Source organism: Variovorax sp. OK605 (assembly GCF_900115445.1).
Classification (GTDB): domain Bacteria; phylum Pseudomonadota; class Gammaproteobacteria; order Burkholderiales; family Burkholderiaceae_C; genus Variovorax.
Genome location: NZ_FOWL01000010.1, coordinates 1 through 14,625, shown reverse-complemented (window position 1 = coordinate 14,625; position 14,625 = coordinate 1). Strand labels below are relative to the sequence as shown.

The following is a 14,625-nucleotide window of genomic DNA, read 5'->3' as shown; positions in this document are numbered from 1 at the left end:
TTAACAAAGGCTGACGACATGAATGTTATACAGCGTAACTCTGTGTATCAACAAGAGAAACTACCAAGTCGTAGCCTTTTGGCGTGCTAGCCGAAAGGAGTAAGCAGGATGGCTGCCAGCCTTTTTCCGGCCGATCCCGGCGCGGGCCGGGTCAGCAGGTCGATGGCGGTCAGGTTGATTTTTCCCTCTGTAAGCACTGTGTTACCTCCCATGAAGATGGGAGGGTGCGTTACGTCGATGGGAACGTGCGAATGCGGCGTGTTACGGGCGAAAACCCGTTACACGTTACGTAGCATGGGGCCACAAAGGGCCAGATGTAACGCCTGAAAAAGCCCCAATGCGTGAGCAAAATGTCACGACTTGATGGGGGTGCCCTGGTCGGGCAGGGGGCTTCAGCCGAGGATTTCCTCGTGGAAGAGCTTCCACTCGCTGCCTTGGCGCAGCCAGTACTGGCGCCGTGAGCGCCCGCTCTTCTCCCCTTCGAATACCTCGCCGAAGGTAACCACCATGGTGTCTTCGCTGTCGCGCCAGTGCAGGTACGACAGGTCCTTGAGCTGCACGCGCTTGCCCTGCGCGTATTTCACTTCGTCATCGACAGCCGAAATACCGTCGGTGGATTTCTTGCTGACGCGCTGAAAATCGGGCAAATAGAATTTCTTCAATTGCGCTTCATTTCCGGCGGCCCGCGAATCTTTCCAGCCGTTTATTGCGCCCGCAATCGATTGCGCTTCTTTTTCCGCCTGCGGTTGCGAAATCCATTGCAGGCTGCGCGCGGTCACCACCGGGGTCGCGCCAATTTGCACCTTGCGCAAAAGCTGCTTGAGGTCTGGGTTGGCCATGACCACGCAGCCGTCGCTGGCCAGCGGCGCGCGGGCGAACTGCTGGGGCGGGGTGCCGTGCAGCCAGATGCCGCCGCCGGTGCGTCCGCGCCGCACGTCGTACGGGTTGGGGTAGTTGATGGGCAGGGCGCCGGCGCCGTAGAAGTCCTTCAGCGACTTCGGGTCGAGGCTGCTGGTGACGTAGTACACGCCCAGCGGGGTGCGCGCATCGCCCTCGGTGAGCTTGTCGGTGCCCGACTTGCCGACCGAGATGTAGTAGTCGGCCGTGAGCTTCAGGCCCTTGTCGCTGTTCTCGAAGAGGTACAGCCGCGAGCGCGAGGCATCGACGGCAATGGCGTAGCGGCTGCGGGTCGACAGCGCCAGGAACTGCGAGGGAATGGCGTTGGCCGGCGGCCGCTCGCGCAGCGCCTGCAGGCGGCGCTTCGATTCCTCGTGCAGGTCGGCCATGGCCGGGTTGCCGCGCATCTTCGCGATGCTGGCGGTGTCGGGCAGGGCGTTCGAAGGCGGCACCTGCGCCGCGAGCAGGTCGCCGTAGACGAGCTGCGCGAGCTGGAAGTTCGGATAGTCGCGCACGAGGTCGCGCGCCTTGGCCAGCGCGGGGCGGGTCTGGCCGCGGCCGAACATCTCGTAGACCGCGATGAGGCGGGCTTCGGCGTTGCTGGCTTCCTGGAGCGGGGCGGCGGCCCGGCGTGCGGGCCTGGCGGCGGTCTTGGCTTCGGGCGCTGCGGCCTTCTTGCCCTTCGCCTGCATTTGCGCCTTGGCCGGTGCGCGGTTGCCGGCGGCGTGCGCATTGGCGCGGTTGGCGCTTGCGGGCTTGGCCTTGCCGGCAGCGCCGCTCGTCTTCGACGAGGGGGCGGCGGGCTTGTGGCCGGCGGTCGATGCGCGCGCGGCGCCGGGAGCTGCCAGCATCAGCGCCGATGCGGTCATCAGCGCTGCAAGCAGCTGTCCGCTGCGCGGACGGAACGGAGGATTCAGGAGCCGGCCCGGCCGGACGATGTCTGCCACTAGCCGCCGACGCTTTCCTTGCGAATGTGCCATTGATTGCCGGAGCGCTGCATTTCCAGCGTCTTGCGGCTGGAGACATTGAGGTTGTCGGCGCGGTAGATCTGGCGGAACTTGGCGGTGGCGGAATCGCCGTCGACCTTGATCGCCAGGTTCTCGATGTTCACGCTGATGCTCGACTTGCCGACGATGCGCGCGCGGCGGTCCTGCTCCCAGCTCTTGCGGTTCTGGCCGCCACCGGGGGCGAAGTCGTTGCCGTAGGCCGCGAGGTAGCGGTCCATGTCCTGGCTGGCCCAGGCCGAGGCCCAGGCGCGCACGGCGGATTCGATCTCGGCATTGGCTGCGGTGCTGGCCGCGGGGGCTGCCGCCGCAGCGGGTGCAGGTGCGGGTGCCGGGGCTGCGGCCTCGGGCGCCTTGGGCGCGGCGGCCACGGGCGCAGGCGCGGCCGCGACCTTGGCCGGCGGCGGGGCGGCCGGTGCGGGCGCCGGGGCCGGCGGCGGTGCCTTGGCCACGGGGGCCGGTGCAGGCGCGGGTGCCGTAGCGGTTGTGGCGGCCGAGGCGACCAGCGCCGCCGGCTTGCCGCCCGGCGGGGTCGGCGTGAAGAGCGTGCGGATCACCGCCAGCTTGGGCTGCACGGCCGTGTTGCCCTGGTCGAGCTGCAGGGCCTTGCTGTAGGCCTGGCTGGCCAGCCGCGCATACACGTCGCCGAGGTTTTCCTGGGCGGTGGCGTAGCTGGGGTTGGTGCGGATCGCGCTTTCGAGCGCATTGCGCGCCTTGTCGAACTGGTTCTGGCTCGCGTAGATCACCGCGAGGTTGTTGTACGGCTCGGGCAGCTCGGGTGCGTCCAGCGTGAGCTGCGTGAAGGCCGCGATGGCCTCGTTGCGCTTGCCGGTGTCCAGCTGGATCACGCCCTTCAGGAAGCGCATCTGCGGGTCGCGCGGCTTGTCCTTCAGGAAGGCGTCGGCCTTGGTCATCGCCTCGTCGAGCTTGCCGGCCTGCATGAGCTTGTCGACTTCCTCGTGCTCGAGCGCCGCAAGGGCGGGAACGGCCACGCCACAGGCCGCAGCGGCCAGGACAAGGGCTCGCACGGTGGGAGAAAGGCTGAAACGGGCGCGCGGCCAGGGGCTCTTGGGCATTGCGGACAAGACCTCGTAGGGGTGGGAGATGCGGCAGGCATTGTAAGTGGGGCAGTTAACCTTCAGACACAGGGATGACAACAGTCGTGAGGCGCGCCCGCAACGCGCCGCCCCGCAGTACAGTGCCGCCGTGGATCGACTCCAAAGCATTGAAACTTTCGTTCGTGTGGCGCAGACCCAGAGCTTCGCGGAAGCCGCGCGCCAGCTGCGCGTGGCCAACTCGGTCGTGACCACGCGGGTGAAGCAGCTGGAGGAGTTCCTGGGCGCGCCGCTGTTCCACCGCAGCACGCGCGTGGTCCGCCTGAGCGACATGGGCCAGGCCTTCCTGCGCGACTGCACCGAACTGGTGGGCCGCGCCAACGACATCGTCGACCAGATGCGCGACGCGCGCGGCACGCCCTCGGGCACGCTGCGCGTGCATGCGCTCACGGGCATGGTGCTGGGCCGCTTCGCTTCGCTGCTGCGCGAGTTCCAGACCACTTACCCCGACATCCACCTCGAGCTGATCGTGAGCGACGCGGTGGCCGACCCGGTGAAGGCGGGTGTCGACTGCGCGTTGCAGATCTTTCCCGCCGCCTCGCAGGAGCTGGTGTCGCGCCACCTGTTTCCGGTGCGCCGCGTGCTGTGCGCCACGCCGGCCTACCTGGAAGCCCACGGCACGCCCGCCACGCCGCGCGAGCTGCACCGCCACAAGCTGGGCCTGTACTCGGGCTACCCCACGCGCGACCGCTGGACCTTTCACCACCAGGGCGAGCAGATCACCATCTACCTGGCCGCCGCGCTGCTGACCAACAGCGTGCACCTGCTGCGCGAATACGCGCTGGAGCACGCGGGCATCGTCTGCCTGCCGACGCTGGTGGCGGGCGACGCCATTGCGCGCGGCGAGCTGAGCGTGGTGCTGCCGGAGCACCAGCTGTCGTCGTTTTCGCTGAGCGCGGTGTATGCGGGCACGTCGCGCAATGCGCTCAAGCTGCGGCTGTTCATCGAGCACATCGCCACGCGCTTCACGCGCGTGCCGCCCTGGGACGCCACGCTGATCGAGCGCGGGCTGATCCCGGCGGAGCTCATCGAGTTCAGCCGCTCCAGCGGCTGAGGTCGTAGCAGCCGCTGGAGGGGCGAGGGCCCGAACAGGGGTAAACCCCCGCGATTATTCGGAAGCGCCGAACAATCCGCTTCCAAACTGGTCCCTACCGGCGGCGGCGCCGGGCTCCTAGAGTTCGCTCATCCGAAGAGACACCAGGAGACAAGCCATGACAACCGCCGCCTACCAGACCCGCTTCGGGTCGCTCAAGCACTTCGAGAAAGGCCACGTCGAACCGATCGACGACGACGTGCGCCACTACGCGTTTTCCAACTGCTTCGAAATCGCCAGCATCAGCCGGCCGTACGAGAAGGTCGTGTTCGGCCAGAACCAGATCTACGTGCTGGAAACGCTGCGCGCCGAGGGCACCTCGCCCTGGTACACCTGTGCGCACGACGAGTTCGCGCTGGTGATGGACGGCGACGTCGAAGTGCACCTGGTGCAGCTCGACGCCGTGCAGGCGGTGGCCGACACGGAGAAGAACGGCGCCGTGCTCGTACAGGGCGAACCCAAGGGCAAGAAGATGGGCTGGATGAAGCTCTCGCGCGGCCACCAGGGCCTGCTGCCGAAGAACACCGCGTACCAGTTCCGCAGCGCCGGCGAGCCGGGCGTGATCGTGCTGCAGAGCTGCAAGGGCGACCTCTGCGTGGAGAAGTGGGCCGACATCTGCCAGTCACGTTGACTCGCCCCCAGGCTGCGCGCACTTCGTGTCGCTTCGCCAACCCCCTGCCGGGGGCAACACCGGCGGCCCGGCAAAGCCGGTTCCTCGGTGTTCCACGAAAGACACGGCACTTGAACATTCAAGACCAGTTGAGGAAAACACCATGAACGCCCCCGCAGAACTCACCCGCGTGATCGCGTCGCAGCCCGACGCCACGCTCGGCTACAAGGACTTTTCGCTCGGCAGCTTCCGCTTCCGCCGCGACGAATACTTCGTGCACATCGGCTGGAAGACCCGCGACGGCCGTCCCATGAGCCACACCATGGACGCCGGCAGCTACCTGCGCGCGCTCATGCGCGACGTGGCCTGGGGCTTCTTCTACGGCTGGGTCAACTTCGACGACGTGTTCGGCACGGTCAATCACTACGAATCGGTCGACCTGTACGCCGGCAGCTTCAACGGCACCATGAAGGACGCGGGCATCGACCTGCTCGAGAACTTCCCCACCGCGCAGATCCGCGCCACCTTCGAGGCCATGCTCGACGACTGGACCAACGAGAGCTTCGACCCTTTCGCGGCGCCGCAGGAAACCGGCTCTCCCTACGGCCGCAAGAGCGGCAACAACACCGCCAAGATCACCCGGGCGCGCGAGCTGGCCAAGCGCTGCGTGGGCCTGAAGGGCGACCTCGACCTGCGCAGCGACGCGCGCGGCGCGCCGGTGAACCGCGCCTTCGCCGACGTGCCGCAGGGCGAGCCCGAGCTGCACCCCGAGCCGGGCTTCGAGAACGAGGTGCATGCCTTCAATCTCTTCGGCTTCCTGAGCCGCTCGCAGGTCACGTGGAACCCGAGCTTCACCTCGGTGGTGAAGCACAGCTACATGTGCCCGACGACCGAGGAGCACATCCTGCCGATCATCCACGGCAACGACCGCGTCGAGTGGTTCTTCCAGATGACCGACGAGATCCACTGGGACTGCGGCGACAAGAACACCGGCCGGCCGATGGCGCGCGTGATCATGAAGGCGGGCGACATGGCCGCCATGCCCGCCTACTGCCGGCACCAGGGCTTCAGCCCGAAGCGCTCGATGCTGCTGGTGTGGGAGAACGGGTCGCCGAGCCTGGTGTTCGAGATCCAGAAGGGCGAGAGCCCGGAGATTCCGGTCGAGTTCTGACCGGTCTTGCCCCCTCCCCCTCCGGGGGGGAGGCTGGGGTGGGGGCTCTGCGAGCCCGCGCCCTCTTTGAAGATGCCCCCAACCCAACCCTCCCCCCAAGGGGAGGGAGAGGAACGCTCATGCCTTTTTCTTCCATACGCCACCAACTCTTCATCGACGGCCGCTTCGTCGACGCCGAGTCCGGCGAGACCCTCGCCACGCTCAACCCGCACGACAACACGCCCATCGTCAACGTCGCGTTGGCCGGCAAGGCCGACGTCGACAAGGCCGTGGCTGCCGCGAAGCGCGCCTTCCCCAAGTGGAGCCGCATGGCCGCAGCCGACCGTGGCCGCATCCTGCTGAAGCTCGCCGACCTCATCGAGGCCAATGCCGAAGAGCTCGCGCGCCTCGAGTCGCTGGACACCGGCCACCCCATCCGCGATTCGCGCCGGCTCGACGTGCCGCGCACGGCCGCGTGCTTTCGCTACTTCGGCGGCATGGCCGACAAGTTCCAGGGCGAGACCATTCCGGTGGAAGAGGGCTTTCTCAACTACACGCTGCGCGAGCCCGTCGGCATCGTCGGGCAGATCGTGCCGTGGAACTTTCCGCTCATGTTCACCAGCTGGAAGATGGCGCCCGCGCTCGCGGCCGGCAACTGCATCGTGATGAAGCCGGCGGAGATCACGCCGCTGTCGTCGCTGCGCATCGCCGAGCTGATGGCCGAGGCGGGCCTGCCGCCCGGCGTGGTCAACATGCTGCCGGGCCTGGGCAGCGTGGCGGGCCAGTACATCGCGGAGCACCCGGAGATCGCCAAGATCGCCTTCACAGGCAGCACCGCCACGGGCCGGCGCATCGTGCAGGCCAGCGCGGGCAACCTGAAGAAGGTGCAGCTCGAGCTCGGCGGCAAGGGCCCCAACATCGTGTTCGAAGACGCGAACCTGCAGGCCGCCGTCAACGGCAGCGCGTGGGCCATCTTCCACAACCAGGGGCAGGCCTGCATCGCGGGCTCGCGGCTGATGCTGCACGAGAAGATCGCCGATGCGTTCCTCGCGCAGTTCATTCCGCTCGCGAAGTCCATACGCCTCGGTAACCCGCTCGACGACAGCACCGAGATGGGCCCGCTCACGAGCGCGCAGCACCGCGAACGCGTGCTGAGCTATGTCGAGGTGGCGCAAGGCGAGGGCGGCGAGCTGCTCGCGGGCGGCCAGTCGCCCGGCGGCGACCTGGCCGGGGGCTGCTACGTGCAACCCACCGTGATGCGCGCCAGGTCGTACAAGGACCGCGTCGCGCAGGAAGAAGTGTTCGGCCCCTTCGTCACCGTGCTCACCTTCAAGTCCGACGAAGAAGCCATGCAGATCGCCAACGGCACCGACTACGGCCTGGGCAGCGGCCTGTGGACCAACAACTTGCAGCGCGCCCACAAGGTCGCGCGCGACCTGCACGCCGGCATGGTGTGGATCAACAGCTACAAGCGCGTGAACCCCGGCTCGCCCTTTGGCGGCGTCGGCCAGAGCGGCTACGGCCGCGAGATGGGGTTCGACGCGATGCGCGAGTACACACAGGTCAAGAGCGTGTGGGTGAACGTCGACGCGCAGATACCGCCGCACTTCGCGCGCTGACCTCGGGGCCCTTTGCGGCAAGCACATACATACAAGAGAAGGAGACAGCCATGACATTCAATCGCAGGCAGTTCACGCAGGCCACGGCCGCGCTGGTGGCCTCGGGCGCGGCACCGCGGGTGTTCGCGGCCGACACGCTGAAGATCGGCTACGTGTCGCCGCAGACCGGCCCGCTCGCGCCCTTCGGCGAGGCCGACAAGTGGGTCATCGACCAGATGAAGACCGCCTTCAAGGACGGCATCGGCGTGGGCGGCAGGAAGTACGCGGTGCAGATCGTGCTGAAGGACAGCCAATCGAACCCCAACCGCGCGGGCGAGGTGGCCAACGACCTGATCCTGAAGGACAAGGTCGCGCTGGTGCTCACGGCCGGCACGCCCGAAACCGCGAACCCCGTCAGCGATGCGTGCGAGCTCAACGAGGTGCCCTGCATCTCCAGCGTGGTGCCGTGGCAGCCGTGGTTCTTCGGGCGCAAGGGCGACCCGGCGAAGGGCTTCAATTGGACGTACCACATGTTCTGGGGGCTGGAAGACGTCATCGCCAACTTCACCAACGGCTGGAAGACGCTGGCCACCAACAAGAAGGTGGGCGGCCTGTTCCCGAACGACGGCGACGGCAATGCGTGGGGCGACAAGGAGCTGGGCTTTCCCAAGCCGCTCGCGGCGATGGGCTTCACGCTCACCGACCCCGGCCGCTTCCAGAACGGCACGCAGGACTTCAGCGCGCAGATTGCGGCCTTCAAGAGCGCGGGCTGCGAGATCGTCACCGGCGTGGTGATCCCTCCCGACGCCAAGACCTTCCTCACGCAGGCGCGGCAGCAGGGCTTCAAGCCGAAGGTCATCACGCTGGGCAAGGCGCTGCTGTTCCCGGGCGCCATCGAGGCGCTGGGCGAGCTGGGCGACGGCCTGTCGACCGAGGTGTGGTGGAGCCCGTCGCATCCGTTCACGTCCAGCCTCACGCAGCAGAGTGCGAAGGCGCTGGCCGAGGCCTACGAGGCGGGCGCGAAGAAGCAGTGGACGCAGCCCATCGGCTTCGCGCATGCGCTGTTCGAGGTGGCAGCGAATGCGCTGGGCCGCGCCAGGTCGCTGAAGGCTTCGGACGTGCGCGATGCGGTTGCCGCGACCTCGATCAACTCGGTGGTCGGTCCGGTGAAGTGGGGCGGCCAGGGCCCGTTCAAGAATGTGAGCAAGACGCCGCTGGTGCTCGGCCAGTGGGGCAAAGGCAGGAAGTACAAGGTCGAACTCACCATCGTGAACAACGAGGCCGCGACGAACATTCCCACCGGCGGCACGCTGCGGCTGCTCTGAAGAAGAACGCCATGACGCTGCTGGCACTGCATGCCGTGAGCAAGTCCTACGGCGCGCTGAAGGTCACCGACGACATCACGCTGTCGGTGGCCGAAGGCGAGACGCTGGGCATCCTCGGGCCGAACGGCGCGGGCAAGACCACGCTGTTCAACCTCATCTCGGGCGACGTGCGCGCTGATGCGGGGCGCGTGGAGTACGCGGGCCGCGACGTGACGCGGCTCAAGCCGCACCAGCGCTGCCACGCGGGCATCGGCCGCAGCTACCAGGTGCCGCAGCCCTTCGGCAACATGAGCGTGTTCGAGAACCTCGTGACGGCCGCGTGCTTCGGTGGGCAGCAGACCGAACGCGAGGCCTGGCAGACGGCGCACGAGGTGCTGACGCAGACGGGACTGATGGCGCATGCCAACAAGCCCGCGGGCGGGCTCACGCTGCTGGACCGCAAGCGCCTGGAGCTGGCGCGCGCGCTGGCCACGCGACCGCAGCTGCTGCTGCTCGACGAGATCGCGGGCGGCCTCACGGAGCCCGAGGCCGCGGTGCTGGTCGACGAACTCAAGCGCATCAAGGCGCGCGGCGTGACGATGATCTGGATCGAGCATGTGGTGCATGCGCTGCTGTCGCTGGCGGACCGGCTGTTCGTCATCAACTTCGGGCAGAAGCTGGCGGAGGGGGCGCCGCGGGTGGTGATGAACGATGCGGAGGTACGGCGGGTGTACATGGGGATGGAAGCATGAGCGCGCGCTGTCGTCGTATGGCTCCTTCCCCCTCCGGGGGAAGGCTGGGATGGGGGCACGACGGCGCTCGTTTCGCCCCGGTGCCTCATCGAACGCCGCTGGCCCCCACCCCAACCCTCCCCCGAAAGGGGAGGGAGCAAAGACCATGACCGCTCTGCTCGACACCCACGCCCTCCAGGCCTTCTACGGCGACGCCCAGGCCCTCTTCGGCATCGACTTCTCGCTGACCCGAGGCGAGCTCGTCGCCATCATCGGCGCCAACGGTGCCGGCAAATCGACCTTCCTCAAAAGCCTCACCGGCCTCGTGCGCGCCCCGCGCGAAGCGATCCGCTTCAAGGGCGAATCCATCGGAGGCCTGCCTCCCGGCGACATCGTGCGCCGCGGCCTCGCCATGGTCCCCGAAGGCCGCCGCCTGTTCCCCAGCCTCGGCGTGGAAGAAAACCTGCTGATGGGCGCCACCGCGGCGCGCAAGGGGCCGTGGAACCTGCAGCGCCTGTACGCGCTGTTTCCCATCCTCGCGGAGAAGCGCCACCAGCCGGCCACCTCGCTGTCGGGCGGCCAGCAGCAGATGGTCGCGCTCGGCCGCGCGCTCATGAGCAACCCCGAGGTGCTGCTGTGCGACGAACTCTCGCTGGGCCTCGCGCCCATCGTCATCCGCGAGATCTACGCGGCCATGCCCACCATCACCGGCGAGGGGATGACGGTGGTCATCGTCGAGCAGGACGTGACGATGGCGCGCCAGGTGTCGCAGCGCATCTACTGCTTCCAGGAAGGCCGTGTATCGCTCGAAGGCCGTTCGAACGACCTCACGCGCGAGCAGATCTCGCAGGCCTATTTCGGCAGTGGCATGGGCACAGGCACGGAGGCCGCCCATGCTTGAAACCCTCGTGCAAGGCGTGCTGCTCGGCGGCCTCTACACGCTGTTCGCGTTGGGCCAGTCGCTGATGTTCGGCGTCATGCGGCTCACCAACACGGCGCAGGGCGACTTCATCATCCTCGGCGCGTTCGCCGTCATCGGGGGCGTGTCGCTGACGGGCGCGGCGGCGCCGTGGCTGGTGGCGCTCGCGGTGCTGCCACTGGCCTTCGGCTTCGGCTACGCGCTGCAGCGCTTCGTGCTCAACGGCACGCTCGGCAAGGACCCGCTGCCTTCGCTGGTGGTGACCTTCGGCCTGTCGATCGTCATCCAGAACCTGTTGCTGGAGCTGTTCTCGGCCGACCCGCGCGCCATCGAGACCGGCGGGCTCAGCACGCAGGGCGTGGCGCTGGGCGACGCGCTGTCCGTCGGCGTGCTGCCGCTCATCGTCCTGGTGGTCGCTGTAGCGGCCACGGGCGCGCTGCAGTGGCTCTTCGCGCGCACGGCGCTGGGCCGGTCGTTTCGCGCCGTGTCCGACGACCGCGAGATCGCCGAGCTCATGGGGCTCGACGCGAAGAAGGTCTACGCCTTCGCCACCGCGATTGCGTTCGTGCTGATCGCGGTGGCGGGCGCGCTGCAGGGCATGCGCACCACGGTGTCGCCGTCCGACGGCCCGCTGCTGCTGCTCTTCGCCTTCGAGGCCGTGATCATCGGCGGCATGGGCTCCTTCTGGGGCACGCTGGCCGGCGCGATGATCCTCGGCGTCACGCAGCAGATCGGCTTCCGGCTCGACCCGGGCTGGGGCATCTGGGCCGGGCACATCGTGTTCCTCGTGGTGCTGGTGCTGCGCCCGCAGGGGCTCTTTCCCAAGACACGCGGATGAAGCGGACCACGCGAATGACGAACATGCCCCCACCCCTCATCGCCGTCGAGCGCGCGACCGCCGCGAGCCGTGCGGTACTCGCCATCGGCGTTGCCCTGGTGCTGGTCGCGGCCAGCCTTCCGTTCTGGGGCGAGTCGAGCTGGATGCGCGAGTTCGTCGAGATCGCCTGCTACTTCATCTTCGCGATGATGTGGAACCTGCTCGCGGGCTACGGCGGCATGGTGAGCATCGGGCAGCAGGCCTTCTTCGGCTTCGGCGGCTACGTGATGCTGATGCTCGGCAACTTCGCGGGGCTCAACCCCTTCGTTGCGATACCGCTGGGTGCGCTGGCGGCGGGGCTCGTTGCGATACCCGTGTCCTTCGTGGCGTTCCGCCTGTCGGGCGGCTACTTCGCCATCGGCACCTGGGTGATCGCCGAGGTGTTCCGCCTGAGCTTCGCCAACGTGTCGGCGGTGGGCGGGGGCTCGGGCACCACGCTCACGGCCCTGCGCGGCATCGACAAGGCCACGCGCGAAAGCACCACCTACTGGATGGCGCTGGCCTGCGTGGTCGCGGCCGTTGCGCTGGTGTACCTGTTCCTGCGCAGCAAGCGCGGCCTGGCGCTGCTGGCCATCCGCGACAACGAGGTGGCGGCCGAGTCGCAGGGCATTCCGGTCGCGCGCATGAAGCTCGCGGTGTACGTGGTGGCGGCCTTCGGCGCGGGGCTGGCGGGGGCGCTGTATTTCGTGGGCAACCTGCGCATCAGCCCCGACGCGGCCTTCAGCGTCAACTGGACGGCCTTTGCCATCTTCATGGTGGTGATCGGCGGCATCGGCCGCATCGAGGGGCCGCTGGTGGGCGCGCTCATCTTCTGGGCGCTCAACAAGTTCCTGAGCGACTACGGCACCTGGTACCTGCTGGGCCTGGGGCTGCTTGCCATCCTCGTCACGCTGTTCTTCAAGCAGGGCCTGTGGGGCTACGCGCAGCAGCGCTGGGGCTGGTCGTTGTTTCCCACGCAACGCAAGCTGCTGCAGGTGCCACCCGTGCGCACCCCGTGAAAGCCCCATTGCAAGCTTCCGTCTGACTTGCGCAATGCAGCATGATCCTGTAACGTGTTGTAAGCACGTTCGTCAGCTCGCTGTCAGCAACGCACCTGCATTTCCCGGTCTTTCACTCTCTGGAGTCACCTTGACGATCACCAAACGCCGCTTGCTCGAAGGCGGCGCGGCAGCCGTTGCCGCCTCGCTCTTCGCGAAGGCTTCGTGGGCCCAACGCACCGCTCCCGCCGCCAGCGAACCCGCCTGGCCCACCAAGCCCGTGCGCATCCTCGTGGGCTTCCCCGCTGGCGCCTCACCCGACCTCGCGACCCGCGCCATCGCGGAGCCCCTGTCGAAGATCCTGCGCCAGCCGGTGGTGGTCGAGAACAAGCCCGGCGCCAGCGGCAACACCGTGGCCGACCTGGTGGCCAAGGCCACCGACGAGCACACCATCGGCGCGCTGATCAACGGCAACCTCACCATTGCCAAGCTGCTCAACCCCAAGCTGCCCTTCGACCCCGAGAAAGACTTCGCGCCCGTCGGCCTCATCGGCACGGCGCCGCTGGTGCTGGCGGTGTCGGGCAATGCCGAAGGCAAGACCGCGGCCGACCAGCTGCTGTGGGTGCGCAACCTGGGCAGCGGCGGCAAGTACGGCACGCCCGGCGTGGGCACCGTGGGCCACCTGGGCATGGAACTCATCAAGAGCCGCGCGGCCATCACCGCGCAGCACAAGCCCTACACGGGCAACCCGCAGGTCATTGCCGGCCTGCTGGCCAACGAGATCCAGCTGGCGCTGCTGCCGCCGGGCCTGGCCCTGCCGCACATCAAGTCCGGAAAGATCAAGGCCATTGGCGTGACGTCGCCCGAGCGCAGCGTGCTGGCCGGTGACTTGCCAACCATTCGCGACGCCGACGTGCGCGGTGCCGACCTGGAGATCTGGACCGCGCTGGCCGCGCCCGCCGGCATGAGGCCCGCGGCCGTTGCCAGGCTCAACGCGGCACTGGTCGAGGTGATCAGCTCGCCCGACGTGAGCCAGGCCCTGCTCAAGACCGGCTGGCAGGCGCAGCCCGGTTCGCCCGACACGCTGGCCAAGCGCATGCGCGCCGACACCACGCGCCTGGGCGGCGTGATCATCATGAAGGGCATTCACTCCGAGGGCTGAGCCCCCGCACTGCCAGCGCTCGGGGTCTGAGCCCCAGCACCGCTAAAGCAGCTGCGACACCCGCTGCGCCGCGTCCACCAGCGCGGGCAGCATGGTCTCCTGCATCACCTTCGCGCTGGTGCGGTTGGCCTGCCCGCTGATGTTCAGCGCGGCCACCATGCGGCCCTGCCGGTTGACGATGGGCGCGGCCACCGAGATCAGGCCTTCTTCCAGCTCCTGATTCACCAGGCACCACTGCTGCTTGCGCGCCTGCCCCACCTTGGCCATGAGCGCGTCGACATCGGTCACCGTGTGCTTGGTCATCGCCTCGATGCTGGAGGCCTCCAGCCGCGCGCGCACCTCGTCGTCGTCCAGGTCGGCCAGCAACAGCCGGCCCAGCGACGTGCAGTACGCCGGCAGCCGCGAGCCCACGCCCAGGCTCATGCGCATGATCTTCTGCGTGGGCACGCGCAGCACGTAGACGATGTCGGTCGCGTCCAGCACCGCGGCCGAGCACGACTCCTGCACCTGCTGCACCAGCGCTTCCATCACCGGCTCGGCGCGGTTCCAGATGGGCATGGACGACAGGTACGCGAACCCCAGGTCGAGGATGCGCGGCGTGAGCGTGAAGAGCTTGCCGTCGGTCACCACATAGCCCAGCGTCTGCAGCGTGAGCAGGATGCGGCGCGCGCCCGCGCGCGTGAGCCCGCTGCCGGCGGCCACTTCGCTGAGCGTCTGGCGCGGCGCGTTCGCGCTGAACGAACGGATCACCTGCAGGCCGCGCGCGAACGACTGCACGTAGCTGTCGCCCGGGGCGGGGGAGGGTGTGTCGGGTTGTGTCGGGTGGGTTGCCATGGTGCGCGATCCTCTCTAGAATTCATTATACGAACAAATGTTCTTTAGACGAACAAATCGGCGGTTCGCAAAATCGGCGGGATCGCGGTTCGGGTTCTTCTTCTGGTTCTTTTTTCCTTTCACCCGGAGACAAGCTTCATGATCAACAAGATCGCGCGCTCGGTCGCGGATGCCCTGGCAGGCATCCAGGACGGCGCCACGGTTCTCATCGGCGGCTTCGGCACGGCCGGCATTCCCAACGAGCTCATCGACGGCCTCGTCGAGCAGGGCGCCAAGGACCTCACCGTCGTCAACAACAACGCGGGCAACGGCGAGACCGGCCTGGCGGCGCTGCTCAAAGCCGGCCGCGTGCGC

General features: G+C 67.8%; 14 protein-coding genes. 11 read left to right on the top strand and 3 right to left on the bottom strand.

Annotated elements, in window-relative coordinates:
- Window positions 1-392: 392 nt before the first annotated feature.
- Together BM013_RS24965 and BM013_RS24960 are read right to left on the bottom strand one after the other, a co-directional pair.
- The gene (locus tag BM013_RS24965; protein ID WP_093130367.1) at window positions 393-1,877 is read right to left on the bottom strand and encodes a L,D-transpeptidase family protein; all 1,485 of its coding nucleotides are present in this window, start codon (window positions 1,875-1,877) and stop codon (window positions 393-395) included.
- Entirely contained in the window at window positions 1,844-2,977 is a 1,134-nt protein-coding gene (locus BM013_RS24960; protein ID WP_093130366.1) for a nuclear transport factor 2 family protein, read from the bottom strand. The genes BM013_RS24965 and BM013_RS24960 overlap by 34 nt, the downstream gene beginning before the upstream one ends.
- A gap of 130 nt (window positions 2,978-3,107) precedes the next feature.
- Between BM013_RS24960 and BM013_RS24955 the strand changes: the two genes are divergently transcribed.
- From BM013_RS24955 to BM013_RS24910, 10 genes are all read left to right on the top strand, one after another.
- Window positions 3,108-4,070 (top strand): LysR family transcriptional regulator, encoded by a 963-nt coding sequence (locus tag BM013_RS24955; RefSeq protein ID WP_093130365.1) that lies wholly within the window; start codon window positions 3,108-3,110, stop codon window positions 4,068-4,070.
- Window positions 4,071-4,227: 157 nt separating this feature from the next.
- Window positions 4,228-4,740, top strand: a complete 513-nt coding sequence (locus BM013_RS24950; protein ID WP_093130364.1) for a cupin domain-containing protein — start codon at window positions 4,228-4,230, stop codon at window positions 4,738-4,740.
- Window positions 4,741-4,882: 142 nt separating this feature from the next.
- The gene (locus BM013_RS24945) at window positions 4,883-5,890 is read left to right on the top strand and encodes a hydroxyquinol 1,2-dioxygenase (RefSeq protein WP_093130363.1); all 1,008 of its coding nucleotides are present in this window, start codon (window positions 4,883-4,885) and stop codon (window positions 5,888-5,890) included.
- Between the two features lie 134 nt (window positions 5,891-6,024).
- Window positions 6,025-7,488: an aldehyde dehydrogenase family protein gene (locus tag BM013_RS24940; RefSeq protein WP_093130595.1), complete on the top strand. Its 1,464-nt coding sequence runs from the start codon at window positions 6,025-6,027 to the stop codon at window positions 7,486-7,488.
- 50 nt (window positions 7,489-7,538) lie between these two features.
- On the top strand, window positions 7,539-8,792 hold the full coding sequence (locus BM013_RS24935) for an ABC transporter substrate-binding protein (protein ID WP_093130362.1): 1,254 nt from the start codon (window positions 7,539-7,541) through the stop codon (window positions 8,790-8,792).
- A gap of 11 nt (window positions 8,793-8,803) precedes the next feature.
- Window positions 8,804-9,523 (top strand): ABC transporter ATP-binding protein, encoded by a 720-nt coding sequence (locus BM013_RS24930; protein WP_093130361.1) that lies wholly within the window; start codon window positions 8,804-8,806, stop codon window positions 9,521-9,523.
- Window positions 9,524-9,668: 145 nt separating this feature from the next.
- The gene (locus BM013_RS24925; RefSeq protein WP_093130360.1) at window positions 9,669-10,403 is read left to right on the top strand and encodes an ABC transporter ATP-binding protein; all 735 of its coding nucleotides are present in this window, start codon (window positions 9,669-9,671) and stop codon (window positions 10,401-10,403) included.
- Window positions 10,396-11,259, top strand: coding sequence for a branched-chain amino acid ABC transporter permease (locus tag BM013_RS24920; RefSeq protein WP_093130359.1), 864 nt, complete (start codon window positions 10,396-10,398; stop codon window positions 11,257-11,259). Before BM013_RS24925 ends, BM013_RS24920 begins: the two co-directional genes overlap by 8 nt.
- A gap of 23 nt (window positions 11,260-11,282) precedes the next feature.
- Complete coding sequence (locus BM013_RS24915; RefSeq protein ID WP_256221671.1) at window positions 11,283-12,296, top strand: branched-chain amino acid ABC transporter permease; 1,014 nt, start codon at window positions 11,283-11,285, stop codon at window positions 12,294-12,296.
- Between the two features lie 130 nt (window positions 12,297-12,426).
- Window positions 12,427-13,437 (top strand): Bug family tripartite tricarboxylate transporter substrate binding protein, encoded by a 1,011-nt coding sequence (locus BM013_RS24910; RefSeq protein WP_093130357.1) that lies wholly within the window; start codon window positions 12,427-12,429, stop codon window positions 13,435-13,437.
- Window positions 13,438-13,479: 42 nt separating this feature from the next.
- On the opposite strand, the gene BM013_RS24905 is transcribed toward BM013_RS24910, so the two are convergent.
- Window positions 13,480-14,271 carry an IclR family transcriptional regulator domain-containing protein gene (locus BM013_RS24905; RefSeq protein WP_093130356.1) on the bottom strand — a complete coding sequence of 264 codons (792 nt, stop codon included), beginning with the start codon at window positions 14,269-14,271 and terminating at the stop codon, window positions 13,480-13,482.
- Between the two features lie 138 nt (window positions 14,272-14,409).
- Here BM013_RS24905 and BM013_RS24900 point away from each other — a divergent pair.
- Window positions 14,410-14,625: CoA-transferase (locus BM013_RS24900; RefSeq protein ID WP_305728017.1), on the top strand; the 216-nt coding region annotated here is incomplete at its 3' end.